This is a genomic window from Paracoccus sediminis (genome assembly GCF_900188295.1).
GTDB classification, from domain to species: domain Bacteria; phylum Pseudomonadota; class Alphaproteobacteria; order Rhodobacterales; family Rhodobacteraceae; genus Paracoccus; species Paracoccus sediminis.
In genome coordinates, this window is the sequence record NZ_FZNM01000018.1 from 1 (window position 1) to 25,028 (window position 25,028).

Annotated in this window: 22 protein-coding genes; 12 read left to right on the plus strand and 10 right to left on the minus strand. The window is 66.5% G+C overall.

The features are described 5' to 3' along the window. Window positions 1–446 precede the first annotated feature (446 nt). Complete coding sequence (locus CHB77_RS16410; RefSeq protein WP_089389269.1) at window positions 447–1,025, plus strand: hypothetical protein; 579 nt, start codon at window positions 447–449, stop codon at window positions 1,023–1,025. 6 nt (window positions 1,026–1,031) lie between these two features. Here the strand turns inward: CHB77_RS16410 and CHB77_RS16415 are convergent, their stop codons facing one another. Then, window positions 1,032–1,799: a DeoR/GlpR family DNA-binding transcription regulator gene (locus tag CHB77_RS16415; RefSeq protein ID WP_089389270.1), complete on the minus strand. Its 768-nt coding sequence runs from the start codon at window positions 1,797–1,799 to the stop codon at window positions 1,032–1,034. 224 nt (window positions 1,800–2,023) lie between these two features. On the opposite strand from CHB77_RS16415, the gene glpD reads away from it, so the two are divergent. From glpD to CHB77_RS16450, 7 genes are all read left to right on the plus strand, one after another. After that, window positions 2,024–3,598: a glycerol-3-phosphate dehydrogenase gene (gene glpD, locus CHB77_RS16420; RefSeq protein ID WP_242626687.1), complete on the plus strand. Its 1,575-nt coding sequence runs from the start codon at window positions 2,024–2,026 to the stop codon at window positions 3,596–3,598. A gap of 58 nt (window positions 3,599–3,656) precedes the next feature. Beyond that, window positions 3,657–4,745, plus strand: coding sequence for an ABC transporter ATP-binding protein (locus tag CHB77_RS16425; RefSeq protein WP_089389272.1), 1,089 nt, complete (start codon window positions 3,657–3,659; stop codon window positions 4,743–4,745). Between the two features lies 1 nt (window position 4,746). Then, window positions 4,747–5,820: an ABC transporter ATP-binding protein gene (locus tag CHB77_RS16430; protein WP_089389273.1), complete on the plus strand. Its 1,074-nt coding sequence runs from the start codon at window positions 4,747–4,749 to the stop codon at window positions 5,818–5,820. Further along, window positions 5,820–6,707 (plus strand): carbohydrate ABC transporter permease, encoded by an 888-nt coding sequence (locus CHB77_RS16435; protein ID WP_089389274.1) that lies wholly within the window; start codon window positions 5,820–5,822, stop codon window positions 6,705–6,707. Before CHB77_RS16430 ends, CHB77_RS16435 begins: the two co-directional genes overlap by 1 nt. Next, entirely contained in the window at window positions 6,707–7,510 is an 804-nt protein-coding gene (locus tag CHB77_RS16440; RefSeq protein WP_089389275.1) for a carbohydrate ABC transporter permease, read from the plus strand. The genes CHB77_RS16435 and CHB77_RS16440 overlap by 1 nt, the downstream gene beginning before the upstream one ends. 143 nt (window positions 7,511–7,653) lie before the next feature. Beyond that, on the plus strand, window positions 7,654–7,935 hold the full coding sequence (locus CHB77_RS16445) for a DUF2160 domain-containing protein (RefSeq protein ID WP_089389316.1): 282 nt from the start codon (window positions 7,654–7,656) through the stop codon (window positions 7,933–7,935). 61 nt (window positions 7,936–7,996) lie between these two features. Then, entirely contained in the window at window positions 7,997–9,718 is a 1,722-nt protein-coding gene (locus tag CHB77_RS16450) for an ABC transporter substrate-binding protein (RefSeq protein WP_089389276.1), read from the plus strand. A 52-nt stretch (window positions 9,719–9,770) separates the two neighbouring features. On the opposite strand, the gene CHB77_RS16455 is transcribed toward CHB77_RS16450, so the two are convergent. Next, complete coding sequence (locus CHB77_RS16455; protein ID WP_089389277.1) at window positions 9,771–10,325, minus strand: helix-turn-helix domain-containing protein; 555 nt, start codon at window positions 10,323–10,325, stop codon at window positions 9,771–9,773. 202 nt (window positions 10,326–10,527) lie between these two features. Here CHB77_RS16455 and CHB77_RS16460 point away from each other — a divergent pair, with 202 nt between their 5' ends. Continuing rightward, entirely contained in the window at window positions 10,528–12,975 is a 2,448-nt protein-coding gene (locus tag CHB77_RS16460) for a GcvT family protein (protein WP_089389278.1), read from the plus strand. 25 nt (window positions 12,976–13,000) lie between these two features. Here the strand turns inward: CHB77_RS16460 and CHB77_RS16465 are convergent, their stop codons facing one another. The 5 genes from CHB77_RS16465 to CHB77_RS16485 are packed head-to-tail and all read right to left on the minus strand — an operon-like array spanning window position 13,001 to window position 18,497. Continuing rightward, window positions 13,001–14,599, minus strand: a complete 1,599-nt coding sequence (locus tag CHB77_RS16465; RefSeq protein WP_089389279.1) for an FGGY-family carbohydrate kinase — start codon at window positions 14,597–14,599, stop codon at window positions 13,001–13,003. Between the two features lie 9 nt (window positions 14,600–14,608). Beyond that, a complete protein-coding gene (locus tag CHB77_RS16470) occupies window positions 14,609–15,337 on the minus strand; it encodes an SDR family oxidoreductase (protein ID WP_089389280.1) in 729 nt (242 codons plus the stop codon). Between the two features lie 14 nt (window positions 15,338–15,351). Beyond that, window positions 15,352–16,599: a sugar ABC transporter permease gene (locus CHB77_RS16475; protein WP_089389281.1), complete on the minus strand. Its 1,248-nt coding sequence runs from the start codon at window positions 16,597–16,599 to the stop codon at window positions 15,352–15,354. Further along, the gene (locus tag CHB77_RS16480) at window positions 16,596–17,393 is read right to left on the minus strand and encodes an ATP-binding cassette domain-containing protein (protein WP_089389282.1); all 798 of its coding nucleotides are present in this window, start codon (window positions 17,391–17,393) and stop codon (window positions 16,596–16,598) included. The genes CHB77_RS16475 and CHB77_RS16480 overlap by 4 nt, the downstream gene beginning before the upstream one ends. Window positions 17,394–17,447: 54 nt before the next feature. Continuing rightward, on the minus strand, window positions 17,448–18,497 hold the full coding sequence (locus tag CHB77_RS16485) for an ABC transporter substrate-binding protein (protein ID WP_089389283.1): 1,050 nt from the start codon (window positions 18,495–18,497) through the stop codon (window positions 17,448–17,450). 242 nt (window positions 18,498–18,739) lie between these two features. Between CHB77_RS16485 and CHB77_RS16490 the strand changes: the two genes are divergently transcribed. Continuing rightward, a complete protein-coding gene (locus CHB77_RS16490; RefSeq protein ID WP_089389284.1) occupies window positions 18,740–19,750 on the plus strand; it encodes a substrate-binding domain-containing protein in 1,011 nt (336 codons plus the stop codon). Window positions 19,751–19,808: 58 nt separating this feature from the next. Here the strand turns inward: CHB77_RS16490 and CHB77_RS16495 are convergent, their stop codons facing one another. From CHB77_RS16495 to aldA, 3 genes are all read right to left on the minus strand, one after another. Beyond that, window positions 19,809–20,222 (minus strand): c-type cytochrome, encoded by a 414-nt coding sequence (locus tag CHB77_RS16495; protein WP_089389317.1) that lies wholly within the window; start codon window positions 20,220–20,222, stop codon window positions 19,809–19,811. Window positions 20,223–20,333: 111 nt separating this feature from the next. After that, on the minus strand, window positions 20,334–21,023 hold the full coding sequence (locus CHB77_RS16500) for a GntR family transcriptional regulator (protein ID WP_089389285.1): 690 nt from the start codon (window positions 21,021–21,023) through the stop codon (window positions 20,334–20,336). A gap of 117 nt (window positions 21,024–21,140) precedes the next feature. Beyond that, window positions 21,141–22,571, minus strand: a complete 1,431-nt coding sequence (gene aldA, locus CHB77_RS16505; RefSeq protein WP_089389286.1) for an aldehyde dehydrogenase — start codon at window positions 22,569–22,571, stop codon at window positions 21,141–21,143. Between the two features lie 216 nt (window positions 22,572–22,787). Between aldA and CHB77_RS16510 the strand changes: the two genes are divergently transcribed. Both CHB77_RS16510 and CHB77_RS16515 read left to right on the plus strand, forming a co-directional pair. After that, entirely contained in the window at window positions 22,788–23,249 is a 462-nt protein-coding gene (locus tag CHB77_RS16510; protein ID WP_089389287.1) for a c-type cytochrome, read from the plus strand. A gap of 42 nt (window positions 23,250–23,291) precedes the next feature. Further along, window positions 23,292–25,028: a PQQ-dependent dehydrogenase, methanol/ethanol family gene (locus CHB77_RS16515; protein ID WP_089389288.1), complete on the plus strand. Its 1,737-nt coding sequence runs from the start codon at window positions 23,292–23,294 to the stop codon at window positions 25,026–25,028.

Genomic DNA, 25,028 nt, shown 5'->3' on the forward strand with positions numbered 1-25,028 from the left:
CGGATGGCCCGGCGCATTCGGATAAGCCCAAGATGGCCCCTATGCTGCGCCTGCACAACGGATCCTTGCGGATTGCTGCCATGCAGCAACCGCATAAGAGCGACCGGCGTCCTATGGGGGTTCCGCATCGGTCATGACGGCGATGTGACAAGGATCTCGCGTGGATGCCTTGTGTTTGCATACGCGACGCCGGAAAAAAAGGCGCGGTCGGCCGGATGGGCGCCGCGATGCCGGTTTCCCTGGCAGACCCCGGACGATCGCCCTCGCCGACACTTGTTCTGGCGGTTCCGCGCCGCCGGCATGACATGTCCGTGAATCGGAAAGCTGCCCTTGGGGAAATCCTTTTCCCCGGTTCTTGCGGCGCAGAACAGCGCGTATAACCGCAACTTGACGTGACATGCCGTCCCGCCGGAATATGCTTCTCGGGTCAGGGGGCGAAGATCGGCATGGATGCTTTTTCATCGGATGTCCGGGCGGGCCGGATGATCGGCGCCGCCGCGCGGCGCGGCAGGCGTTGGCAGGGTCGGCTTGCCGCGGGATTTCTGGCGGGCCTTCTTGCCGCAGGGCAGGCTGCGGCGCAGGCCGGCGCACCTGTGGCAGGGACCGGGACAGGAATGCCGACGGCGCAGGAAATCTGGCGCCACCTGCCTGACCGTCCGGCCGAGGCCACCAAGCCGCCCGGGGCCGAGCCCGTGCCGGTCGCGGATCCCGCGCCCGCCGCCGTGCCCCGCCCGGCGCCGCTGTCGCGCGCGCGGGTGGTGATCCACCGTTCACGGTCGTCGGACCCTCGGGCATCGCGGGAGCTTGCCCGCCGCCTTCGCGAGGCGGGAGCGGGCCAGGTCGAAATCCGGGACGTTGGCTTTCGGATGGCGCGGCCCAGCATCCGCTATTTCCACGCCGGGGATCGGACGGTTTCCGACGCCGTAGGGGATCTTGTGGATCCGGGGCGCCGGGACAATGTGGCCGATTTCACCCATTTCAGACCGCTTCCCCGTCGCGGCACCATCGAGGTCTGGCTGCCCTGACCCGGATCAGCCCGGCGGACAGATGTTGACGGCCGTCCCCCATCCCTCGCAGCGGCGGACCAGGGCATCGGGCAAGGGCCGGTCGATGAAGATCGCGTCGATTTCCGCCAGGCTGGCGATGCGGGCGGGGGCGGACCGCAGCAGCTTGGAATGGTCGGTCACGACAAAGGATTGCCGCGCCTGGCGCAGGATCGCGCGGCTGACCCGCACCTCGGCCAGGTCATAGTCCAGAAGATCGCCGTCATCGTCCAGGGCCGATGTGCCGATGATCGCGTAATCGACCTTGAACTGTTCGATGAACTGGGTGGCCAGATCGCCGACCAGCCCGCCGTCCGACCGCCGCAGCGCGCCGCCCGTCACCATGATCTCGCATCCCGGATTGGCCAGCAGGATGTTGGCGACGTTCATGTTGTTGGTGACGACCGTGATGTTGGAGTGGTTCAAAAGAGCCTGCGCCACCGCCTCGGTCGTGGTGCCCAGGTTCAGGATCACGCTGGAGTTGTCGGGAATCGCGGCGGCGCAGGCGGCGCCGATGGCGGCCTTGGCGTCGGCATTCATGCGCCGCCGCGCCTCGTATCCCAGGTTGACCGTGCCCGGCCGGGGCACCGCGCCGCCATGCACCCGGTCCAGCAGCCCCGCCTCGGCCAGGTCGCCAAGGTCGCGGCGGATCGTCTGCAAGGTGACGGCAAAGCGGTTGGCCAGATCCTCGACCACGACCTTGCCGTCCGCGCGGGCCAGTTCCAGAATTTCGCTTTGCCGGATGTTCAGCGCCATCGTCGTTTTCCCCGGATCTGCCGCGGCGCCGACTTTACGCCCCCAAAACGCACATGCAAGCGCCGATCCTGGCTGCAATCGCAGCATTTTTTCATGCCACATGTGCGTAACATGCACGATGATGTTCGTTTGCCATCGATTTTGATGCAAAACGAAAGTTGGCGCTTGACCGATGCGACGGAACGGATACTGCTGTGTCTGGGAACGGCACGAGGGGGCGTGTGGTGGCATCGGGGGCAGCGGTCGATCTGTTCGTCGTGGGCGGCGGCATCAACGGCTGCGGCATCGCGCGCGATGCGGCGGGCCGGGGCCTGACCGTGACCCTTGCCGAACAGGGCGATCTGGCGCAGGGCACGTCATCCGCATCGACCAAGCTGTTCCATGGCGGGTTGCGATACCTGGAATTCTTCGAATTCCGCCTGGTGCGCGAGGCCTTGCGCGAACGGGAAACGCTGCTGCGGGCCATGCCGCATATCAGCTGGCCCATGCGTTTCGTTCTGCCGGTATCCCCCGACATGCGGTTCGAAAGCGATACCCCGACCTCGCGACTGCTGGGCGTGATGATGCCGTGGGCGCGCGGACGCAGGCCCGCCTGGCTGATCCGGCTGGGGCTGTTCCTGTACGACAATCTGGGCGGGCGCCGGATCCTGCCCGGCACGCGCAGGCTGGATCTGGCCACCGATCCGGCGGGGCGGCCGCTGCGGCAGGACTTGCGGCTGGCGTATGAATATTCCGACTGCTGGGTCCAGGATTCGCGGCTGGTGGTGCTGAACGCCCGCGACGCCCAGGCGCGCGGCGCGACGATCCTCACCCGCACCCGTGTCACCGACGCCCGGCGCGACGGCGATCTGTGGCGCGTCCAGACCGAAGGGCCGCAGGGCCGCGCCACGCATCTGGCCCGCGCCCTGGTGAATGCGGGCGGGCCGTGGGTCGGCGACGTTATCCGCGATGTCGCCCATATCGCCACGGCCCAGGGGGTTCGGCTGGTGCGCGGCAGCCATATCGTCACGCGCAGGCTGTATGACCACGACCGATGCTATTTCTTCCAGGGCGGCGACGGGCGGATCTGCTTTGCGATCCCCTATGAAGGCGATTTCACCCTGATCGGCACGACCGACAAGGACCATCGCGGCGCCCCGCAAGACGCGCGCTGCACCGAGGAGGAGCGCGATTACCTGTGCGCCTTTGCCAGCCAGTATTTCGCGCATCCCGTCACGCCGTCCGATGTGGTCTGGAGCTATTCCGGCGTGCGGCCGCTGTATGACGACGGCGCCACATCGGCGACGGCGGCCACGCGCGACTATGTGCTGGGGCTGGATGCGGCGGGGGCGCCGCTGCTGAACGTCTTTGGCGGCAAGATCACCACCTATCGCCGTCTGGCCGAAGGCGCGATGGCCAAGCTGGCGCCGCATTTCCCGCAGGCGGGCGGCGACTGGACGGCGGGCGCGTCGCTGCCCGGCGGCGATTTCCCGGTCGATGGCGCGGAGGCCCTGGGCGCCCGGCTGCGCGCGGCATATCCGTTCCTGGACGCGGGCTGGGCGGGGCGGCTGGTGCGCACCTATGGCACCGAAGCCTTTGCCGTGCTGGGCGACGCGCGCGCCGCCGCCGATCTGGGGGCGGATTTCGGCGCCACCCTGACCGCGGCCGAGGTCGACTGGCTGCGGGACAGGGAATATGCGCGGACCGCCGACGACATCCTGTGGCGCCGCACCAAGCTGGGGCTGCATCTGAAACCTGACCAGATCGCCGCGCTGAACGGCTATCTTGGGCAGGTGCGGGCGGATTCGGCCGCCGAATGACAAGGGGGGCCGCGCCGCCCGCGGGGGCCGGCGCCAGCCCGGAGGAGAACGAGGGACGATGACGCTGGAACTGCAAGGGGTATCGCGGGTGGTCGGGGGGCGGGTCCATATCCATCCCACCAGCCTGACATTGCAGAAGGGCACGATGAACGTGCTGCTGGGTCCGACGCTGTCGGGGAAAACCTCGTTGATGCGGCTGATGGCGGGGCTGGACCAGCCGACGACCGGGCATGTGCTGTGGGACGGGCGGGACGTGACGGGCGTGCGGGTGCAGGATCGGGGCGTCGCGATGGTCTATCAGCAGTTCATCAACTATCCCGGCCTGACGGTCTATGAAAACATCGCCTCGCCGCTGCGCATCCTGGGCCGCCCGCGGGCCGAGATCGACGAAAAGGTGCGCGCCACCGCCGAGATGCTGCGCCTGACGCCGATGTTGCAGCGCAAGCCGCTGGAACTGTCGGGCGGCCAGCAGCAGCGCTGCGCCCTGGCGCGTGCGCTTGTCAAGGGCGCGGGTCTCGTGCTGCTGGACGAGCCGCTGGCGAACCTCGACTACAAGCTGCGCGAGGAATTGCGGACCGAAATTCCGCGCATCTTCGAGGAATCGGGCGCGATCTTCGTGTACGCCACCACCGAACCCGAGGAGGCGCTGCTGCTGGGCGGCCATGCCGCCACCCTCAGCGAGGGACGGATCACGCAGTTCGGGCCGACGCCGCAGGTGTTCCGCAGGCCGATCGATGCGACCACGGCGCGGGTGTTCAGCGATCCGCCGATGAATTTCGCGCCGGTCGTCAAGGACGGGGCGCGGGTGATCTTTGGCCCGCAGGCCAGCGTTCCGGCGACCGGCGGTCTGGCCGGGCTGCCCGACGGCCGCTATCTGGCGGGCTTTCGTGCCAACCACCTGTCGCTGGACGCCCGGTCAGGCGGCGCCCTGCCCTTTTCGACCCGGATCGAGGGCACGGAAATCACCGGGTCCGAAACCTTCATCCATGTCACCCACGACGCCGACCGCTGGGTCGGCCTGGTCGAGGGCGTGCACCGGCTGGAAACGGGCGCCGACCTGACCGTCTGGCTGGATCCGGCCCATGTCTATCTGTTCGCCGGGGACGGCCGCCTTGCCGCCCCCGCCCCCTATGCGGAGGCCGCCTGACATGGCCCGCATCACGCTGCGAAACCTGGCCCACAGCTATCTGCCCACCCCCCAGGGCGACGGGGATTACGCGCTGAAGGAACTGGACCATGTCTGGCAGGACGGCGGCGCCTATGCGTTGCTGGGGGCGTCGGGCTGCGGCAAGACGACGCTGCTGAACATCATCTCGGGCCTTCTGCGGCCCAGCCACGGCCGCGTGCTGTTCGGCGACCGGGACGTGACCGACGAACCCACGGCGGCGCGCAACATCGCGCAGGTGTTCCAGTTCCCGGTGGTCTATGACACGATGACGGTGCGGGAAAACCTGGCCTTCCCGTTGCGCAACCGCGGCCGGGACGCGGCCTATATCAAGGCGCGGGTCCAGCAGATCGCCGCGATCATCGGCATGGAATCCGCCCTGGACCGCAAGGCGCAGGGCCTGACCGCGGATGCCAAGCAGAAGATCAGCCTGGGCCGCGGCATGGTGCGCGAGGACGTGAACGCGATCCTTTTCGACGAGCCGCTGACGGTCATCGACCCGCACATGAAATGGGGCCTGCGCACGCAGCTGAAGCAGTTGCACCGCGAATTCGGCCACACGATGATCTATGTCACCCATGACCAGACCGAGGCGCTGACATTCGCCGACAAGGTCGTGGTCATGCACGAAGGGCGCGTGGTGCAGATGGGCACCCCGCAGGATCTGTTCGAAACCCCGGCCCATACCTTCGTGGGCTATTTCATCGGATCGCCGGGGATGAATTTCATCGACGCGCAGGTCGCGGGCGACACCGCGACCCTGCCGGGCGGCGCGCAGGTCGGGCTGGGCGGGCATTACGCCCCGCTTTCGGGCAAGATCGGCATCCGGCCGGAACATGCGGCGCTGACCGGACAGGGCGGCCTGCCCGTCACCATCCGCCGCATCGAGGATGTCGGCCGACACCGGCTGATCCGCGCCGAACTGCAAGGCGTTCCCCTGAACATCGTCGCCCCCGAAGGCCAGCCGGTCGCCGGGCTGGACCGCGTGGTTTTCGATCCTCGCAGGATCAACGTCTATGCCGACGACTGGCGCGTCGCCCCGCAGGAGATCGCGTGATGGACAAGACCGTCAACAACAAGGCCTGGCTCCTGGTCCTGCCGGTGCTGGCGATCGTCGCCTTTTCGGCCGTGCTTCCACTGATGACGGTGGTGAACTATGCCTTCAACGACACCTTCGGCAACAACGAGTTCTTCTGGGCCGGGCTGGAATGGTTCGACGAGATGATCCATTCCGACCGCCTGCACGCCGCCCTGGGACGGCAGGCCCTGTTTTCCGCCATCATCCTGGCGATCGAGGTGCCGCTGGGCATCTTCGTGGCGCTGAACATGCCCAAGAAGGGCTTCTGGGCGTCGTTCTGCCTGGTGGCGATGGCCCTGCCGCTGCTGATCCCGTTCAACGTGGTCGGCACGATCTGGCAGATCTTCGGGCGCGTGGACATCGGCCTGCTGGGCCGCACGCTCAGCGGGCTGGGGCTGGACTATAATTATACCAACGATCCGATCGACGCCTGGGTCACGGTGATCGTGATGGATGTCTGGCACTGGACCAGCCTGGTCGCGCTGCTGTGCTATGCCGGGCTGCAATCGATCCCGCAGGCCTATTACCAGGCGGCCCGGATCGACCAGGCCAGCCGCTGGGCGGTGTTCCGCTACATCGAACTGCCCAAGATGAAGGGCGTGCTGCTGATCGCGGTCCTGCTGCGGTTCATGGACAGCTTCATGATCTATACCGAACCCTTCGTCGTCACCGGCGGCGGGCCGGGCAACGCCACCACCTTTCTGTCCATCGACCTTGTGAAGATGGCGGTCGGCCAATTCGACCTTGGCCCGGCGGCGGCCTTCAGCCTGATGTATTTCCTGGTGATCCTGCTGGTCAGCTGGGTCTTCTATACCGTCATGACAGGCATGGACCGCAGCCAGTCCGACATCCCGGAGGGCATGTGATGCGTTTGCGTCCCTCGGCCATCGTGATGACGCTGTACCTGCTGTTCCTGATGGTGCCGATCTATTGGCTGGTGAACATGAGCCTGAAGACCAACGCCGAGATCACCGGCGCCTTCAGCCTGTTTCCGCGCGACCCGACCTTGCGCAACTATGCGGTGATCCTGACCGATCCCAGCTGGTACATGGGTTATGTCAATTCGATCATCTATGTCGTGATGAACACCGTGATCTCGATCACGGTGGCGCTGCCGGCGGCCTATGCGTTCAGCCGCTACAGCTTCATGGGCGACAAGCACCTGTTCTTCTGGCTGCTGACCAACCGCATGTCGCCGCCCGCCGTCTTCGCCTTGCCGTTCTTTCAGCTTTATTCGTCGATCGGGCTGTTCGACACGCATATCGCCGTGGCCCTGGCGCACAGCCTGTTCAACGTGCCGCTGGCGGTCTGGATCCTGGAAGGCTTCATGCGCGGCGTGCCCAAGGAAATCGACGAAACCGCCTATATCGACGGCTACAGCTTTCCGCGCTTCTTCGTGCGCATCTTCATGCCGCTGATCGCCAGCGGGATCGGCGTCGCGGCGTTCTTTTGCTTCATGTTCAGCTGGGTGGAGCTGCTGCTGTCGCGCACGCTGACCAGCGTGAACGCCAAGCCCATCGCCGCCACCATGACCCGCACGGTCAGCGCGTCGGGAATGGACTGGGGCGTGCTGGCCGCCGCCGGTGTCCTGACCATCATACCGGGCGCCTTGGTGATCTGGTTCGTCCGCAACTACATCGCCAAGGGCTTTGCCCTGGGGAGGGTCTGATGAACGAAGCCGCGACACTGGCCCGGCGCAGCGCCAACTGGCCCGCGATCTATGTCGCCGCCCTGGCGGTGATGGGCGCGATCCTGGGGTTGCTGGTCTGGGCCACGCCCAGCCAGGACGGCGCGAAAGCCTGGACCGATCCCATGATCCCCGGCGGCTGGATGGCCTGGACCTTTCCGGTCGCGCTGTTCTTCTGGACCATCGCCAGTCTTCTGGTCTTGTTCACAATCCTGGCCATCCGGTTCCCCGAGGTGCCGCGGCGCGGCATCCTGCGGATCGAAACGACGCGCGGGGACCGCCTGTTCATCTCGCTGCTCGGCTCGGCCTTCATCTGCTTGGGCTGGCTGTTCTTTGCCGGGCCGCCCGTGTGGTTGGCCCTGGCGCTGTGCGCGATCTTTGCCGCAGCGGTGTTCCGCTGGGCCTGACACCATTCCCCGCCGTTGAAATCCGGCCGGGGCACTACGCCGTCTCATCAGGGAGGATAACATGAGACAGACGACCACAACCACCGCGCTTGCGTTGGCATTGACCTGGCTGGGCATCCCGGCCTGGGCCGACATCGAAGCCGCGCGCGCCTTTCTGGACGCCGAGATCGGAGAGCTGTCCTCGCTGACGCGCGAGGAGCAGGAACAGGAAATGCAATGGTTCATCGACGCCGCGCAGCCGCTGTCGGGGATGGAGATCAAGGTGGTGTCCGAAACCATCACCACCCATGAATACGAATCCAAGGTGCTGGCGCCAGCCTTTAGCGCGATCACCGGAATCAAGGTCACGCACGACCTGATCGGCGAAGGCGATGTCGTCGAAAAGCTGCAAACCCAGATGCAGACCGGCGAGAACATCTATGACGCCTATATCAACGACAGTGACCTGATCGGCACGCATTGGCGGTACCAGCAGGCGCGCAACCTGACCAAGTGGATGGCCGAGGAAGGCAAGGACTTCACCAACCCCGGCCTGGATCTGGACGATTTCATCGGAACGGAATTCACCACCGCCCCCGACGGCGACCTGTACCAGTTGCCCGACCAGCAGTTCGCGAACCTTTACTGGTTCCGGTACGACTGGTTCAACGATCAGAAGACCAAGGACGACTTCAAGGCCGAATACGGCTATGACCTGGGCGTCCCGGTGAACTGGTCCGCCTACGAGGATATCGCGGCCTTCTTCACCGGCCGCGACATGTCCTATATCGAGGGCGGCCCGGCCAAGGCCTGGGGCAACATGGACTATGGCAAGAAGGATCCCAGCCTGGGCTGGCGCTACACCGATGCCTGGATGTCCATGGCCGGGATGGGCGACAAGGGCGAACCGAACGGCCTGCCGGTGGACGAATGGGGCATCCGGGTCGATGAGAATTCGCGTCCCGTCGGATCCTGCGTGGCGCGGGGCGGTGCGACCAACGACGCGGCGGCGGTCTATGCGGTGACCAAGGCCATCGAATGGCTGCAAAACTATACCCCGCCGGAAGCCCAGGGCATGACCTTCGGCGAGGCCGGTCCCGTCCCCGCGCGCGGCGACATCGCCCAGCAGATGTTCTGGTACACCGCCTTCACCGCCGACATGGTCAAGGAAGGCACCCCGGTGATGAACGCGGACGGCACGCCGAAATGGCGCATGGCCCCCAGCCCCCACGGCGCCTATTGGAGCGAGGGCACCAAGATCGGCTATCAGGACGTGGGATCCTGGACGCTGATGAAATCGACGCCGGTGGACCGCGCGCAGGCCGCGTGGCTTTATGCGCAGTTCGTGACCTCGAAGACGGTCGATGTGAAGAAAAGCCATGTCGGCCTGACCTTCATCCGCGAATCGACGATCCAGGACGAATCCTTCACCGAACGCGCGCCGCAACTGGGCGGTCTGGTCGAATTCTACCGCTCGCCCGCGCGGGTGCAGTGGTCGCCCACCGGCACCAACATCCCCGATTATCCGAAGCTGGCGCAGCTGTGGTGGCAGAACATCGGCGACGCGATGGCTGGCGCCAAGACCCCGCAAGAGGCACTGGATTCCCTGTGCGCCGAACAGGAACGGGTGCTGGAACGTCTGGAACGCGCGGGCGTGCAGGGCGATCTTGGCCCGAAGATGAACGAGGAGAAGGATCCCCAGGAATGGCTGGACGCCGAAGGCGCGCCGGTCGCCAAGCTGGACAACGAAAAGCCGCAGGGCGAAACGGTGTCCTATGACGAGCTGATAAAGTCCTGGAACTGATCCGGACAGCAGGGGCGGGCGGCAGGATCCGCCCGCCCCTGTTCCCTTTCCGCTAATAGATCGGGGGCGAGACGATCCAGACCACCACGGCGGGTTCGTCGGCGTCGTTGCGCCAGGCATAGTCCCGTTGGGCGAACTGGAAGCTGTCGCCCGGTTCCAGAACCAGTTCCGCATCCCCGACGGTCAGCGTCAGCGTTCCCGACAGGACGACCCCGCCGTCTTCGCTGGGACGCGCCTTGCGCGGTCCCCCGCTGGACGAACGCGGCGCGAACGTGGACCGGATCATCTCGAAGGATCCGCCAAGGGTGGGCGACAGCAGTTCCTCGACCAGGCCGGTTTCGCTGGTGCCGATCGCGGTCCGGTCGGCCGCGCGCAGGACCAGGCCCTGTTCCTGGGGTGCGCGGCTGGCCGAACGGAAGAAGAAGCTGATGCCGACGCCCAGGTGATCGGCGATCTGGCCCAGATCCTGGACCGAAGGCGTGGTCCGCCCCCGTTCGATCTGGCTCAGCCAGCCCATGGACCGGCCGACGGCACGGGACAGGCCCTGGATCGTCATGCCGCGGGATTTGCGCAGCGACCGGATATCGCCGCCGATGTGATGACTCATGATCGTCTCGTGACCTGTGATGCCACGCTAGCCAAATGATCGTTACAGCACAATCATATTTCATCAAAAACGCTGCAATGCGGCATTCATTCACCAAAATGAAATTATGAATTGATTTTTCATTCAAGCGATGGCTTGCTGGCCTCGGGCCGGGCCTTGATCCCATGGCCGGTCTTCCATCATCGCACAGCGGAACCCTGTCATGCCCCCCATTCCCACCCATGCCCGCGTCGTCATCATCGGCGGCGGCATTTCCGGCTGTTCGGTCGCCTATCACCTTGCGAAACTGGGCTGGACCGATGTGGTGCTGTTGGAACGCAAGCAGTTGACCAGCGGCACGACCTGGCACGCGGCGGGGCTGATCGGGCAGTTGCGGGCCAGCCAGAACATGACGCGGCTGGCCAAGTATTCCGCCGATCTCTATGCGCGGCTGGAGGCCGAGACGGGCCTTGCCACCGGCCTTCGCCAATGCGGATCGATCACCGTGGCCCTGACCGGGGAACGGCACGAGGAGATCCTGCGCCAGGCGGCGCTTGCCCGCGCCTTCGGCGTTGATGCGAACGAACTGTCGCCGCATGAGGTGGCGCGGATGTATCCGCATCTGGAAACGCGTGACGTGGTGGGCGGCGTGCATCTGCCGCGGGACGGGCAGGCCGACCCCGGCAACATCGCGCTGGCGCTTGCCAAGGGCGCGCGAAGGGCGGGCGCCAGCATCGTCGAGGGGGCCAAGGTGACGCGCGTCACCACGGCGGACGGCCGCGTGTCCGGCGTCGAATGGGACGCGGACCATGAAACCGGCCATATCGCGGCGGATCATGTGGTAAACTGCGGCGGCATGTGGGGCCGCGACCTTGCGGCGCAGAACAACGTCACCCTGCCGCTCCACGCCTGCGAGCATTTCTATATCGTCACCGAGAACATCCCGGACCTCGCGCAACTGCCGGTGCTGCGGGTGCCCGACGAATGCGCCTATTACAAGGAGGACGCGGGCAAAATCCTGCTGGGCGCCTTTGAACCCGTGGCAAAGCCCTGGGGCATGAACGGCATCCCCGAGGATTTCTGCTTCGACCAGCTGCCCGAGGATTTCGACCATTTCGAGCCGATCCTTGAGAAGGCCGTGGCCCGGATGCCGCTGCTGGCAAATGCGGGCATCCACACCGTCTTCAACGGTCCCGAGAGCTTTACCCCCGACGACCGCTATTACCTGGGCGAGGCGCCGAACCTGCGGGGATACTGGGTGGCCGCGGGCTACAACTCCATTGGCATCGTATCCTCGGGCGGCGCGGGCATGGCCCTGGCGGAATGGATGAACGATGGCGAGCCGCCGTTCGATTTGTGGGAGGTGGACATCCGCCGCGCCCAGCCGTTCCAGAAGAACCGCCGCTATCTGCGCACCCGCGTCACCGAAACCCTGGGCCTGCTGTATGCCGACCATTTCCCCTATCGCCAGATGGCCACCGCGCGGGGCATCCGCCGATCGCCGCTGCACGAACACCTCAAGGCGCGCGGCGCGGTCTTTGGCGAAGTGGCAGGCTGGGAACGCGCCAACTGGTTCGCGAACGACGGCCAGGCGCGCGCATACGAATACAGTTGGAAACGCCAGAACTGGTTCGACAACCAGCGGGCCGAACACATGGCGCTGCGGACGGGCGTGGGCCTGCTGGACATGACCTCCTTCGGCAAGATCCGGGTCGAGGGGCGCGACGCCCTGCGCTTTCTGCAACGGCTGTGCGCGAACGACGTGGACGTGCCCACGGGCCGGATCGTCTATACCCCCATGCTGAACGCGCGCGGCGGCATCGAATGCGACCTGACGGTGACGCGGCTGTCGGAAACGGCCTTTTTCCTGGTCGTCCCCGGCGCCACCTTGCAACGCGATCTGGCCTGGTTGCGCCGCCATGTCGGCGAGGCCTTCGTGACCGTCACCGACCTGACCGCGGCCGAGGCGGTGATCCCCGTCATGGGGCCGCGTTCCCGCGATTTGCTGCGCCTCGTCTCGCCCGACGACCTGTCGAACGACGCCCATCCCTTTGGCACCGCGCGCGAGATCGAGATCGGCATGACTCTGGTCCGCGCCCATCGCGTCACCTATGTCGGCGAACTGGGGTGGGAGCTGTACGTTCCCACCGACCAGGCGGCGCATGTCTTTGAAACCCTGCTGGAAGCGGGCGGGCAGGTCGGGCTGACGCTGTGCGGGCTGCACGCGATGGATAGCTGCCGCATCGAAAAGGCCTATCGCCATTGGGGCCACGACATCACCGACGAGGATCACGTGCTGGAGGCGGGCCTGGGCTTTGCCGTCAGGACCGCCAAGGGCGATTTCATCGGTCGCGATGCGGTGCTGCGCAAGCGCGAGGCGGGGCTGACGCGCCGCCTGGTGCAGTTCCGCCTGACCGACCCCGAGCCGCTGCTGTTTCACAACGAACCGATCCTGCGCGACGGCAGGATCGTGGGCCACCTGACTTCGGGCAACTACGGCCATGCCCTGGGGGCTGCGATCGGGCTGGGCTATGTTCCCTGTAAGGATGGCGAAACCCCGGCCGCGATGCTGGCCTCGGATTACGCCATCGATGTCGCGGGCCGCATCGTTCCCGCCGAGGCCAGCCTGGCGCCGATGTACGACCCCAAATCCGCGCGCGTGCACGCCTGATCGCAGCATTGCCGAAACGGCGGCATCAGACCTCGCGCGCCTGCCGCAAGGCGGTCTGAAAGGCGCAGAACGCCGCGAAACGGGTATCGTGGATCCCCCCGGCCACGGCATCGGGCCGGTATTCCGCCGCAGGATGGGACATGGCCGACATGGCCCCCCCCATGTCGCCGAACCGGCCCGAGGCCACGGCGCCCAGGATGGCGGATCCCAGCAGCACCGGCTCGGCCGCCCTGCTGGACAGGACCGGCTTGCCCGTGCCGTCCGCCAGAAGCTGGCGCACCAGATCCAGTTGTCCCGCCCCGCCGGAAATCACGATCCGGTCCACCGGCGCACCGGCCCTGTCCTGCGCCGCGATGATCTGGCGCAGGCCATAGGCGACGCCGCACAGGCCCGCGACATACAGCGCCACAAGGGTGTCGATGTCGCGATCCATCCCCAGGCCCGCGATGACGGCGCGGGCGTGGGGATCGGCGAAGGGCGCGCGGTTGCCCAGGAATTCGGGCACGACATGCAGCCCCTTTGCCAGCGACACCGCGTCGGACAAGCGTGCAACCTTTTCGGCGGCCCGCACCGCCAGCCAGACCGGCAATGGCTGGCCCGCCGCCTTTGCCTCTGCCTCGGCCCGGTGCGCGGCGGGGTGAAAGGACAGAAGCTGGTCGATCGCGGCGCCGGCGGCGGACTGGCCGCCTTCGTTCAGCCACATGCCGGGCACCATCGCCTGGTAATACGGACCCCACACCCCGGACACGAACACCGGACCCTTGGTCGTCGTCATGGTGCAGGACGAGGTGCCGAAGACATAGGCCAGGTTGCTTTGCGCCCCGTCCGCCATGCCGACCGTGCCGATGCCGCCCGCGTGGGCGTCGATCAGCCCGGCCCCGACCGGAATGCCGGGGCGCAGGCCCAGGTCGGCGGCGGCGGCGGCGGTCAGCCCCGACCCCAGTGGCGTGCCGGGCGCCACGATCCGCTGGCCGATCCGGGCAAAGCCGTCATCGGCCAGATCGCCCAGGCCGATGCTGCGGAAATAATCGGGATCCCAGCGGTCCTCGTGCGCCAGATAGGTCCATTTGCAGGTGACGGTGCAACTGGACCGGGCCAGATCGCCCGTCGCCCGCCAGCCCAGGTAATCGGCAAGGTCGAAGAACTGCCACGCATCCGCATAGGTCCGGGCCATGTTCTCGCGCAGCCACAACAGCTTTGGCGTCTCCATCTCGGGCGAGATGACGTTGCCGACATAGCGCAGCACCGGATGGCCTTGGGCGTTGATCCGTTCGGCCTGATCCACGGCCCGGTGATCCATCCAGACGATGATGTTGCGCGCCGGATCGCCGGATGCGCTGACGGTCAGCGGCTGGCCGTTCGGCCCCAGCAGCACCAGCGAACAGGTGGCGTCGAATCCGATGCCCGCGACCCGCGCCGGGGCGATGCCCTCCATCGCCTCGCGCACGGCGGCGCAGATGGCCGACCAGATGTCGTCGCCGGACTGTTCCGCGATGTCGGCGCCGTCCCGCCACAGCGCGATGTCGCGTTTGGCACTGGACAGCATGTGCCCGTCGGCATCGAACAGGCCCGCCCGCGCGCTGCCCGTTCCCACGTCGATGCCCAGAAAGATCGGACCTTCCATCCCTGCCCCCTACAGATCGACGCTGTTGGGCAGGATCACCAGATCGCGGATCACCACGCCCCGTGGCCGCGTCAGCATGAACATCACGGCCTGGGCGACCTCGACCGGCTGCATCAGGGATCCGTTGGCCAGGGCTTCTTCCATCTTGGCCTTGGGCCAGTCGTCCAGCAGCGCCGTGACCACCGGGCCGGGCAGGACCGCGCCCATGCGGATGCCGTGCGGGGCCACCTGCCGCCGGGTCGCGTGCAGAAACGCCTGAACCGCGAATTTCGACGCGGTGTAGACGGGTTCCCATACGACGGGAACCACGCCCGCGACCGAGGATGTGAAGATCACGTCGCCGGTCTTGCGTTCGATCATGCCGGGCAGGACGGCCCGGACGCTGCGGAAGGCCGCGTTGACGTTCAGGTTCAGCATCCGGTCCCAGGCGTCGGGATCGCCCTCGGCCGCAGGGCCGCCGACATAGGCGCCCGCGTTGGCGTGCAGGATGTCCAGCGGCCCTGCGATGTCCGCGATCCGGTCGGCGATCCCGTCCACCTGCGGGCCGTCCAGCAGATCCACGACCAGGGGGCGGGCGTTCGGCCCGATCTCGGCGCACAGCGTCTCCAGCCGGTCGGCGGCGCGGTCGATCAGCACGACCGTGGCCCCCGCACGGGCCATCGCGCGGGCGCATTCCAGACCGATCCCCGAGGCCGCGCCCGTCACCGCCGCGACCTTGCCCTTCAGTTCGTCAGCCATGTTCTGTCCTTTCCTTACGCGCGGCCATGGCTTGCACGCGATTGCCGCGCCAGCGAATCGACGATCACCGCGATGGCCAGCACCCCGCCCGTAATCATGTAGCGCAGCGACGAGCTGAGGTTCAGCAGCGTCAGCCCGTTCGAGATCGCCTGGATCACGATCACCCCCAGCAGCGCCGACCAGGCCGACCCGCGCCCGCCGAACAGCGACGTCCCCCCGATCACGGCGGCGGCGATGGCGTTCAGGTTCACGTCGCCCGTCCCCGCCTGCTGGCTGGACGACGCCAGCCGCGAGGCCGCCAGCATCCCGCCAAGCGCCGCCAGCGTCGAACACAGCATGAAGGCCGACATGCGGATGCGGCGGACGTCGATGCCCGACCGGCGCGCGGCCTCGCGGTTGCCGCCGACCGCGAACATCGCGCGGCCCCATTGCGTGCGGGTCAGGGCATAGTTCATTGCCACCACCAGGGCCACGAACAGCCCGAACATCCACGGGATGCCGCGCCCGCCGTTCAGATAATGGACCGCGACCAGCAAAAGCACCGTCAGGATGCCGGATTTCGCCAGCAGCACCGACATGCCTCCGGGGTTGGACAGGTTGACGGCGGTGCGCCTGCGCATCCGGTCGATGCCCAGCCACAGCATCAGCGCGCCGGGCGCGATGGCCAGCAGATAGCTGAACCAAGCGGGCATCACGTGGATCTGCCCGAACCGCACCATGAAGGACGCATAGGGCAGGTTGATCGACCCGGTCGATCCCAGCAGGTACAGCTGCAACCCCAGCATCGCCAGCAGGCCCGCCAGCGTGGACACGAAGCTGGGCATTCCGAAGCGGTTCAGCAGCGTGGCATAGACCAGGCCCATGAAGGCCCCCGCCGCCAGGGCCACAAGGATCGCCAGCGGCACCGGCAGGCCCATCTGCACCCAGATCACCCCCAGGATGGCCGATGCCAGCCCGCTCATCGATCCGACGGACAGGTCGATCTCGCCCAGGATCAGGACGCAGACGATGCCCAGCGAAATGCAGCCCACGGCGGCGGCGTCGAACAGCAGGTTCGCCAGGTTGTTCGGCGCCAGGAAGACCGGGTTCAGGGACCAGAACACGGTCGCGATCAGCACCAGGCCGACGATCACCGGCAGCATCCCCAGGTCGCCGGACCGCACCCGGTCGACAAAGCCCCGGATCGCGCCGGAAATGCCTTCGTCGTGGCGCACGCGGCTGTCGGACCGGTCAAGCGCCGTCTGGCTTTTCAAATCGCTCATGTCGGTTCCCCCACGTCTTCCAGCTTGCGGGCCTGCCGGCGCGACACGGCGTTTTCGGTGGCCCCGGTGATGGCGGCGATCAGGTCGGAATTCGAATCGGCGGCGGTGAAGACGCCGTTGTTGCGGCCCAGGCGCAGCACGACGATGCGGTCGGCCACCGCGCGCACGTCCTCCATGTTGTGCGAGATCAGGATGACCCCCAGGCCCCGGTCGCGCACCCGTTCGATCAGGTTCAGCACCTCGGCGGTCTGGGCCACGCCCAGGGCGGCGGTGGGTTCGTCCAGCATGATGATGCGCGGATCGGTCAGCAGCGACCGGGCGATGGCCACGGTCTGGCGCTGCCCGCCCGACAGGGACGCGATGGGTTCGCGGACCGACGGGATGCGCGCGGACAGTTCCCGCAGCAGGGTCCAGGCCTGCACCTCCATCTGCACCTCGTCCAAGGCCCAGGGGGACAGTTCCTGGCCCAGGAACAGGTTCGCCACCACGTCCAGGTTCTCGCACAGGGCCAGATCCTGGAACACCGTGGCGATGCCCAGTTCGATGGCCTTGCCGGGGCTGTCCATCGCCACCGGCTGGCCCATGAATTCGATGGTGCCGCCGGTCGGCTGATGAACGCCTGCCAGAACCTTGACCAGGGTAGACTTGCCCGCGCCGTTGTCGCCCACCAGGGCCACGACCTCGCCGGGGTGGATGTCCAGCTCGATGTCCTCCAGGGCCTTGACGGCGCCGAACTGCTTGGAAACGCCGCGCAACCTCAGGATCGGCTGCGACGCACTGTGGCCGTCGTCCATATGTGCCTCCTTCTGGAAAGGCGCGCGCGTGGGGACGCGCGCGACGCGTCGGGGTTACTGGACGATGCCCAGTTCGCGGCAGGCTTCGGCGTAATCGGCCGTGCAGATCTCCTCGGGGGTCTGGATGCCCTTGTCGAAGATCTCGGATTTGATGTTCTCGCGCGTGACCACGGCGGGAACGAATAATTCCGAGGGCGTGTCGTACAGCGTGGTCTTGGCCTCGGGCGTTTCGCCCCTGAGGAACGCCACGGCGATCTCGGCCGCAGCGCGGGCCACGATTTCCGACGGTTTCGAGATGGTGTTGTACTGGTCGCCCGCAATAATCAGTTGCAGCGCGGCAATGGTCGCGTCATTGCCCGTCACCGGCGGCAGCGGATCGACGCCCGCGGCCTTCAGCGCGGCGATGGCGCCGCCCGCCGTGCCGTCGTTGGCCGCGACGATGCCCTTGATGTCGGCGCCGAAACGGTTGATCTGCCCGGCGGTGAATTCCTGCGCCTTGGGCGGCGCCCAGTCGGGCGTATCGTATTCGGCCAGGGTTTCGTATTCGGACCCGTCAAGCGCCGCGTCGATGCCGTCCCGGATCAGCCCCGCCGCCGCGTCGGTGGGCGATCCGTTGATCTGCAAGACCCCGGCACCGGCCTCGACCCCCTGGGCCGTCATGTGATCGACCAGCGACTGCGCGATCGCCTGCCCGATGCCCTTGTTGTCGAACGAGACGTAATAATCCGCCGGCACGTCCGGGATCGGGCGGTCATAGGCGATGATCTTGACGTCCTGGGACTGCGCCATCTGGACCAGTCCCGCCGCCGCCGCCGAATCCACCGGGTCCAGCACCACGACCTTTGCGCCCTGCGCGATGACGGAATTGAACTGCTGCTGTTGCAGCGACACGTCGGCGTTGGCGTTCTGATAGATCACCGTGCAATCGGGGCACAGTTCCTCCAGGGCGGCCTTGAAGCCGGGGAAATCATGCTGCTCGTAACGGGTCGAGGCCTGGTCGGGCATCAGAAAGGCGACGGTCGCGGCCTCCTGGGCCAGGGCCGTGCCCCCCATCAGCGTCGTCATGGCAAGCGATGCTGCCGCCAGCGGGAATCTGGATGTCATTCTTGCTTCCTCCTCAGGGCGGGACGCGTTCGCCGGCGCGCGCGGGACACCGTGAACATCACGGCCTTCATCCGGCACGACAGGCAGCCTCCCCCGAATGCTAGGGCGCCTTCCCCCCGGATTGCGCCATCGATGCAGCATGTATGCTCAATCGATGAAGCATCATTGTGACGGGAACAGATTCGTGTCAAGCTGGATTGCAAGGCCGGTCACGCTGCGCCCCATTTTTCCGCCGGGAACCCATGGCCGCAATCAACCAGACCCCGCAGAAACGGCCCACGATCTATGATCTGGCCCAGATCGCCGGCACCAGCCCAAGCGCGGTCAGCGCGATCCTGAACGGCACCTGGAAAAAGCGCCGCATCAGCGCGGCCCTGGCCGAACGCGTCGGCCGCATCGCCGAGGAACAGGGCTATGCCGTCAACCTTCAGGCCAGCCTGCTGCGGCGGGAACGGTCGCGGATCATCGGCATGATTATCCCGAAATACGACAACCGCTATTTCGGCGCCATTGCCGAACAGTTCGAGGCCATGGCCCGCGAACGCGGCCTGTTCCCGGTCATCACCTGCACGCAGCGCGATCCCGCGCTGGAGGTCGAGGCCGCGCGCGAGATGATGTCCTATCAGGCGGAATGCCTGATCGCGACGGGCGCCACCAATCCCGACCGCATCGCGGCCATCTGCGCCCCCGCGGGGGTCCGCAGCATCAACCTGGATCTGCCTGGGACCGCCATGCCGTCCGTCGTGTCGGACAATTTCGGCGGCGCGCGGGATCTGACCCGGTTGATCCTGGACCGGATCGAACGCGATTTCGGGATCCTCGGGCCGCTGTATTTCATCGGCGGGCGGGCGCAGGACCACAACACCACAGAACGCCTTCGCGGGTTTCGGGCGGCCCATGCCGAACGCGGCCTGTCCGTCCTTTCCGACCGCTGCATCATGCACGGCTATTCCGCCGCGAAATCCGAAGCGGCCCTCGCCGCGGCCGAGATCGATGGAACCGTCGGGTTTTTCGTCAACTCGACCATCGCCCTGGAAGGCGTTGTGCGGTGGATCCATGGCGGGCCGGAACGACCCGGCTTGCGGTTCGGCTGTTTCGACTGGGATCCCTTCGCCCGGTTTCTTCCCCAGAACATCGGGATGATGCGCCAGGACATCGGCGCCATGCTGGCCAAGGTGTTCGAGTTTGTCGAACATCCCCCGCCCGGCGCGCCCCGGATCGAAACACCCTGCATCTTCGAGCCCGCGAACTGAGCACAGGCCCGGCCCGCGCGGGTCGGGATCGCTGCGGATCCTCAGCCGTCCCCCTCGGTCAGTCCCCGCCGCCGGCCTGGACGATATAGGCGATGACGGCGGTGATTTCCTCGGGCTTGCGCAGGCCGGCAAAGGCCATCTTGGTGCCCGGCACGCTGTCGCGGGGCTTTGTCAGATAGGGAACCAGGGTTTCCTCGGTCCAGACCAGGCCGCCCTGTCCCGCCTCGACCATCGCGGTGCTGTAGGCATAGCCGTCCAGCGACCCGGCGGTCCGGCCGATCAGGGCGTTCAACTGGGGCCCGACCTTGTTCTGGGCATCCGGCCCGACCTCGTGGCAGGCCGAGCAGCGGCGAAACACCTTTTCGCCATCCGCCGCCATGTCCTGTGCCTGCACGGGCGCCGCCAGGCCAAGCCCCAGACAGGTCGCCAGGATCGTCCGCCCGCACAGGGCCAAGACCGATATGTCCGTCATCATTGTTCCTTCCCCGCCGTTCCGAAAAACCGAATTCTGAATTCAGTAAGCCGATGGACGGGGATTCCGTCAAGGGGTGGCGAGGGATCCGGGCAGCCGGCAGGCCCGCGCCTAGTCGTCCAGGTCCGGCACCGGGATTTCCGCCCGGAGGATCGCGTCTTCCGCACCCTCGATATGATCGGTGACCAGGGCGACGCCCCGTTCGACCTGGCCGGCCGCAATGGTGCGGTGAATGTCGCGGTGCTGCTGCCACACCAGGGAACCCCGGTCGGCATAGGTGATGACGGTAATCATTACCCGCCGCAGGTAATGCCACAACGGTTCGGCGGTGGCAGCGATCATCGGATTGCCGGATCGTTCGTACAGAAAGGAATGGAATTCGACGTCCATCGCCACGGCGTCGCGATGGATGCCCGAGGCAAGGGCACGTTCGCCCGCCTCCAGGATGCGATTGCCGTCCGCCAGGAATTCGGCCCGGAACGCGGGGTCGTGGACCGCCCGCTGGGCGCACAAACGCGCGGCAAGCTGGTCCAGGCCCAGCCGGATCTGATAGCGGTGAACGGTGGCGGCGGCATCCACGGGGGCGACGTAAAGGCCCCGGCTGCCGCGTTCCAGCACCAGCCCGTCGTTGCGCAGCAGCGCCATCGCCTGCTGGACGGGCTGGCGGGACACGCCCAGCCGCGCGGCCAGACGTTCCTGCACCAGATGGGTGCCTGGCGTCAGCGTGCCTTCGCAGATGCTGTCCCTTATCGAGATATACACCTGTTCGGCACGGTTGGGGATTTCGACGATAGGTTTCATTCGTGACCCGTAAGCTACCGCAAGAATTGGTGGGCTTAGGGCAATCGTCAATATGCACACGTCGAACTTTGTGCATCCCCGGCACGGATTGTCGCGCCGGGGGCACAGATTGCCGTGTCAGGTCTGGATGTAGGCAAGATGGGTTTCGGTGTATTCCAGCATCCCGTGCCTGCCGTCGGCGCCGCCCAGCCCGGATTTGCCCCGCCCGGCATGGAAGCCCTGCATCGCCTCGAAGTTCTCGCGGTTGACATAGGTTTCGCCGAAGCGCAGCTCGTGGCAGGCGCGCATCGTCGTGGCCAGATCCTTGGTATAGATCGACGATGTCAGGCCATAGGTCGTGTCGTTGGCATAGCCGATGGCCTCATCCAGGTCGGCAAAGGTGACGACCGGCAGGACCGGGCCAAAGGTTTCGTGCCGGATGACATCCATGTCCTGGCGGACATTGACCAGCACCGTCGGTTCGTAATGGTTGCCCTGGCCCAGGTCGGCCACCTTGCCGCCGGTGATGGCCTCGGCCCCCGCGGCCAGGGCGCTGTCCACCAGGGCCGCCATCTTGCCGACCTGCGTCTTGTTGATGACAGGCCCCATGTCCAGTTCGTCGTTGCCCAGCGGATCGCCATAGCGGGTGGCCTTCATTTCCCGCGCCAGCTTTTCGACGAATTCGTCGCTGACCTTCCTGTCCACATAGATCCGTTCGGGGGCGTTGCAGGCGGCGCCGGTGTTCAGGACGCGCCCGGCCTTGATGCGGCTGGCCGCAAGGTCCAGGTCGGCATCCGCGCAGACGATGGCCGGCGCCTTGCCGCCCAGTTCCAGGTTGACCTTGGTGATGTTCCGGGCGGCGTCCGCCATGATCTTGGACCCGGTTTCCACGCTGCCGGTGAAGCTGACCATCTTCACGTCCTCGTGCAGCGTCAGCGCGCGCCCCGTTGTGGCGCCCCGGCCATAGACGATGTTGAAGACACCCTGCGGCAGGTCGGTTTCGGTGACAAGGCGCGCGAACAGCGCGGCGTTGTTGGGGGTTTCCTCGCTGGGCTTGATGACGATGGTGTTGCCCGTAATCAGCGCGGGGGCCATTTTCCGGGCGATCAGGAAGAACGGAAAGTTCCAGGGCAGGATTCCGCCCACCACGCCCAGGGGCTGGCGGAACACGAAGATGGTTTCGCCGGGACGGTCGCTTTGCAGGATCTCGCCTTCGATGCGGCGCGCCCATTCGGCCATGTAGTCGATGTAGTTGGCGGTGAAATGCGCCTCGACCGTCGCCAGAGGCATGACCTTGCCCTGCTCCTCGGCGATGACGCGGGCGATCTCGTCGGCATTTTCGCGGATGCGGGCCGAAATCTGGCGCAGCATGGTCGCCCGTTCGATCGCGGGGCGCTTTTCCCAGGCGGGCTGCGCGGCCTTGGCGGCGGCGACCGCCTGACCGACCGCATCGGCGGACGAATCGGGTATTTCCGAAATCACGGTGTCCCGAGCCGGGTTCATCACCGGGATGGCATCCGCCTTGACGGTCTCGAAGCGGCCATTGATGAAGTTCTGGTGCATCGCCATGCGCTTTTCTCCCTCTGCGAAAATTCTTCCTGGATGGCAGCGACACAGTGCCGCCCCATGCTGTCCCAAGGCCCCGATAGCATAGTTTCTGTTGACTTGGAACTCTGAATTCAGAATGCTGATTCCCTATGTGGTGTGACCGGGGCAGAGGAGCTGGACGTGGCCCGGTTGTCCGCGAGAGGCCCGGCATATCGCCCGCTTGGGAGGAGCGTTGTCATGACGAAAGGCACCTGGGTCCATGCCCTTGCCGGATTGTGCTGCCTGGCGGGCAGCCTGCTTCCGGCGGGCATGGCCCTGTCGCAGGAAGCCCCGCAACCGGCGGCCGCGCCCGGCGCGGCGGCGGCACCCCCCGAAACCCCGTCCGAAACCCCGGCCGACGCTGGCGGCGACCCGCAACTGGCCACTGCGATGGATGCGGGCCAAGCGGGCTATCTGGCCAACTGCCGCCCCTGCCACGGATCCAGGGGCACGGCGGGCGTGCCGCTGGTCGGCAATGAAAAGGTCTCGGCGGGCCCCGATTACCTGGGCTGGGCCATCCTGACGGGGCCGGGCTACATGCCCGAATTCGACGAGGCCCTGGACGACCAGCAGATCGCCGACATTTCCACCTTCATCCTGAACAGCTGGGGCAATTCCTATGGCCTGGTCCTTGCCGAGGACATCCAGGCCCTTCGCTGACGGACGAATCCGGACAAACCCTTACCACCACGGAGACGAAAGATGAGACGGACCCCGTTACTTGTGTCGTCGTCGGTTCTGGTGCTTCTGGCCGCGACATCCCTGTCGGCCCAGGGCATCGAAAGCTACAGCCCGGTGACGCCGGAACGACTGGCCAGCCCCGAACCGGGCAACTGGCTGTCGATCCGCCGCACCTATGACGGCCAGGGCCACAGCCCGCTGAACCAGATCACCCCCGAGAACGTCGCCGGCCTGAAAGAGGTCTGGAGCGCGCCGACCGGCCCCTATCAGCAGATGACGGCCTTTGCGGCGCTTCCGGCCGATCCCGCCCACGAGGCGCCGGTGCTGATGAACGACGGCGTGATGGTCGTGGCGACGCCCGACAACCAGGTGGTCGCCTACAACGCCGCCGACGGCAAGGAACTCTGGCGCTATGCGCATTCCCTTCCGGCAGGGCTGATCCCCGTCCATCCGACCAACCGGGGCGTCGCCCTGCTTGGGGACAAGGTGTTCTTCGCCACGCTGGACGCGCGCCTGGTCGCGCTTGACGCCAAGACCGGCGAAAAGGTCTGGGACCGCGCCCTGGCCGATTGGCAGCAGGGCTATTACTTCACGATGGCGCCGCTGGCGGCCGACGGCAAGATCATGGTCGGCGTGTCGGGCGGCGAATTCGGCATCCGCGGCTTTGTCGAGGCGTCGGATCCCGAAACCGGCGAATCGGTCTGGAAGACCTATACCATTCCCGAACCGGGCCAGCCCGGCAGCGAAACCTGGCCGGGCGACGCCTGGAAGACGGGCGGCGGTCCGGTCTGGATCACCGGCACCTACGATCCCGAACGGAACATCGCCTATTGGGGCGTGGGAAATGCGGCCCCCTGGCCGGGCGTCCTGCGGCCGGGCGACAATCTCTACACGGCCTCGACCATCGGCCTGGACGCCGAGACGGGCGAGATCGTGACCCATTTCCAATATCATCCGAACGACACCTGGGACTGGGACGAGACCGTGCCGCCGACGCTGATGGAACTGGACGGTGAAAACCTGGCCGTCAAGTTCGCCCGCAATGGCTATGTCTACAAGCTGCGGCGCGACGACGCCGGGTCGCTGTCCTTTGTCGAGGGCACGAACTATGTGTTCCAGAACGCCTTCGACGGGCTGGACCCGGAAACCGGCCGCGCCATCGTCAACGAGGAGAACCGCCCAAAGCTGGGCGAGCGTGCCGAATTCTGCCCCTCGGCCTGGGGCGGGCGCGATTATCCCTATGACGCCTACAACCCCGATCTGGGCTATATCTTCGTCCCGGTGAACGAAAACCACTGCGGCGCGATGGAGGCTGCCGAGGTCGAGTACGAACCGGGCGTGCTGTTCCTGGGATCGGGTCTGGAAATGACGCCGACCGAGGCCGCCAAGGACCACATCGGCGCGGTGCAGGCCTGGGACGTGCGCACGATGGAGAAGGTCTGGCAGACCAACTTCAAGTCGCCGATGTGGGGGCCGATGCTGTCCACCGGGGGCGGGGTGATCTTCTCGGGCGGGACGAACGACGCCGAATTCCGCGCCTTCGACGCCAAGACCGGAGAGATCCTGTGGAACAAGCGTCTGGATGGCGGGATCATGTCGCCCCCCATCAGCTTCGAGATGGACGGCAAGCAGCACATCGCCGTGCTGACCGGCTGGGGCGTCGACGGCGGACGCTTCCAGGGTTTCATCGACGCGGCCTGGGGGACCGAAACGGTGACGCCGCAGGGTGGGACGCTGTATGTCTTTGCCCTGGAATGA

Coding starts and splice junctions, on each gene's coding strand:
- CHB77_RS16515 (WP_089389288.1), top strand. CDS start 23,292: ATGAGACGGACCCCGTTACTTGTGTCGTCGTCGGTTCTGGTGCTTCTG.
- CHB77_RS16430 (WP_089389273.1), top strand. CDS start 4,747: ATGGCCCGCATCACGCTGCGAAACCTGGCCCACAGCTATCTGCCCACC.
- CHB77_RS16435 (WP_089389274.1), top strand. CDS start 5,820: ATGGACAAGACCGTCAACAACAAGGCCTGGCTCCTGGTCCTGCCGGTG.
- CHB77_RS16480 (WP_089389282.1), bottom strand. CDS start 17,393: ATGGACGACGGCCACAGTGCGTCGCAGCCGATCCTGAGGTTGCGCGGC.
- CHB77_RS16410 (WP_089389269.1), top strand. CDS start 447: ATGGATGCTTTTTCATCGGATGTCCGGGCGGGCCGGATGATCGGCGCC.
- CHB77_RS16450 (WP_089389276.1), top strand. CDS start 7,997: ATGAGACAGACGACCACAACCACCGCGCTTGCGTTGGCATTGACCTGG.
- CHB77_RS16495 (WP_089389317.1), bottom strand. CDS start 20,222: ATGACGGACATATCGGTCTTGGCCCTGTGCGGGCGGACGATCCTGGCG.
- CHB77_RS16475 (WP_089389281.1), bottom strand. CDS start 16,599: ATGAGCGATTTGAAAAGCCAGACGGCGCTTGACCGGTCCGACAGCCGC.
- CHB77_RS16470 (WP_089389280.1), bottom strand. CDS start 15,337: ATGGCTGACGAACTGAAGGGCAAGGTCGCGGCGGTGACGGGCGCGGCC.
- CHB77_RS16415 (WP_089389270.1), bottom strand. CDS start 1,799: ATGGCGCTGAACATCCGGCAAAGCGAAATTCTGGAACTGGCCCGCGCG.
- CHB77_RS16485 (WP_089389283.1), bottom strand. CDS start 18,497: ATGACATCCAGATTCCCGCTGGCGGCAGCATCGCTTGCCATGACGACG.
- aldA (WP_089389286.1), bottom strand. CDS start 22,571: ATGGCGATGCACCAGAACTTCATCAATGGCCGCTTCGAGACCGTCAAG.
- CHB77_RS16460 (WP_089389278.1), top strand. CDS start 10,528: ATGCCCCCCATTCCCACCCATGCCCGCGTCGTCATCATCGGCGGCGGC.
- CHB77_RS16490 (WP_089389284.1), top strand. CDS start 18,740: ATGGCCGCAATCAACCAGACCCCGCAGAAACGGCCCACGATCTATGAT.
- CHB77_RS16445 (WP_089389316.1), top strand. CDS start 7,654: ATGATCCCCGGCGGCTGGATGGCCTGGACCTTTCCGGTCGCGCTGTTC.
- CHB77_RS16510 (WP_089389287.1), top strand. CDS start 22,788: ATGACGAAAGGCACCTGGGTCCATGCCCTTGCCGGATTGTGCTGCCTG.
- CHB77_RS16425 (WP_089389272.1), top strand. CDS start 3,657: ATGACGCTGGAACTGCAAGGGGTATCGCGGGTGGTCGGGGGGCGGGTC.
- CHB77_RS16500 (WP_089389285.1), bottom strand. CDS start 21,023: ATGAAACCTATCGTCGAAATCCCCAACCGTGCCGAACAGGTGTATATC.
- CHB77_RS16455 (WP_089389277.1), bottom strand. CDS start 10,325: ATGAGTCATCACATCGGCGGCGATATCCGGTCGCTGCGCAAATCCCGC.
- CHB77_RS16440 (WP_089389275.1), top strand. CDS start 6,707: ATGCGTTTGCGTCCCTCGGCCATCGTGATGACGCTGTACCTGCTGTTC.
- CHB77_RS16465 (WP_089389279.1), bottom strand. CDS start 14,599: ATGGAAGGTCCGATCTTTCTGGGCATCGACGTGGGAACGGGCAGCGCG.